General features: G+C 35.8%; 1 protein-coding gene. It reads left to right on the top strand.

Translation table 11 applies throughout. The features are described 5' to 3' along the window. Positions 1–292: 292 nt before the first annotated feature. On the top strand, positions 293–1,006 hold the full coding sequence (gene ribE, locus F6K13_RS34165) for a riboflavin synthase (protein ID WP_124147456.1): 714 nt from the start codon (positions 293–295) through the stop codon (positions 1,004–1,006). The last annotated feature ends 163 nt before the right edge of the window (positions 1,007–1,169 follow it).

Raw genomic sequence — 1,169 nt, 5'->3', positions numbered from 1 at the left:
TTTTACATTTATTTATTATCTTCGATTTTTGAGAGTATGGTGTCTACCTTGACTAATGGCTCACCATGATATAACAACCGTGTAATTTCAAGACTATAGCGCTTCGCCCAGGCAACAGGCAATAGGGGAAATAAAAAGCTTATAATATAAGACTTTTAGCTATTGGGGAGTTCCTGCAATTTGTAAATATACGCCTAGCGCGCTGCTATAGCGTTGCTGTTAACGGAATATTAATAGAGTTTGCGTTCATAAAATTTAACTAATCTTTAATTAATTAATCAGAGGAAAAACAGTGTTTACAGGATTGATTCAAGCTTTAGGAAAAATTAAGCTTTTAGAAGAAAGCCAAATTTTAGTTTCTCTGGGATCATCTAGTGGCAGTAAAATTATTTTGGAAGATTTGGCCATTGGCGATAGTGTAGCTGTAGATGGTGTTTGTCTAACAGTAATAGACATTTTAGCTCAAGGATTTGTGGCGATCGTATCACCTGAAACCTTACAACGTAGTACATTAGGCCAAATATCGGATAGGTATGTGAATCTTGAGACTTCATTGCGAGCAGGTAGTAAGTTAGGAGGCCATTTTGTTACTGGTCATATTGACGGGGTTGGACGCTTGCAAACTTCTGTGGAAACGATTAATGCTTGGGAAATGAGATTTACAGCTTCACAAACAGTAGATGAAAGGTGGCAACGTCAGATAGCTCCCTATATTGTGTCTAAAGGAAGTATTGCAGTAAATGGTATTAGTTTAACTGTTGCTGATTGTGATGTGGATGGCAATTGGTTTGAGGTAGCGGTTATTCCTCACAGTTTCAATGAAACAAACTTGTGTCATTTAAAAGCAAGTAGTTTAGTGAATATTGAGGTAGATATTCTTGGTAAATATGTGGCTAAGTTTCTACGTCATGGTTCTAATAACCATTCAGTTTTGGCAGGAAATTCTCATGTTAATAGTTTCAAAGATATTACACCAGAATTTTTGAGTGAAAACGGTTTTATTTAAAATGAGGGAACATTTTTCCTAGTGGCAAAGTCTAAGTTTAAGGAAAAAAATTTTATTTAACTGAAAAAAAGTATGGCATTTTTTGAAAGTGAATACTTGCTGGAAAACTCTGATGTGGCAGCAGCAGTAAATAGCGGTGTGATGAGTTCTGGTTTTGAACACA

This window comes from Okeania sp. SIO2B9, from assembly GCF_010672505.1.
GTDB classification, from domain to species: Bacteria; Cyanobacteriota; Cyanobacteriia; order Cyanobacteriales; family Microcoleaceae; genus Okeania; species Okeania hirsuta.
Note: the sequence above shows the minus strand (reverse complement) of the source record. Positions and strands in the feature narration are given on the sequence as shown.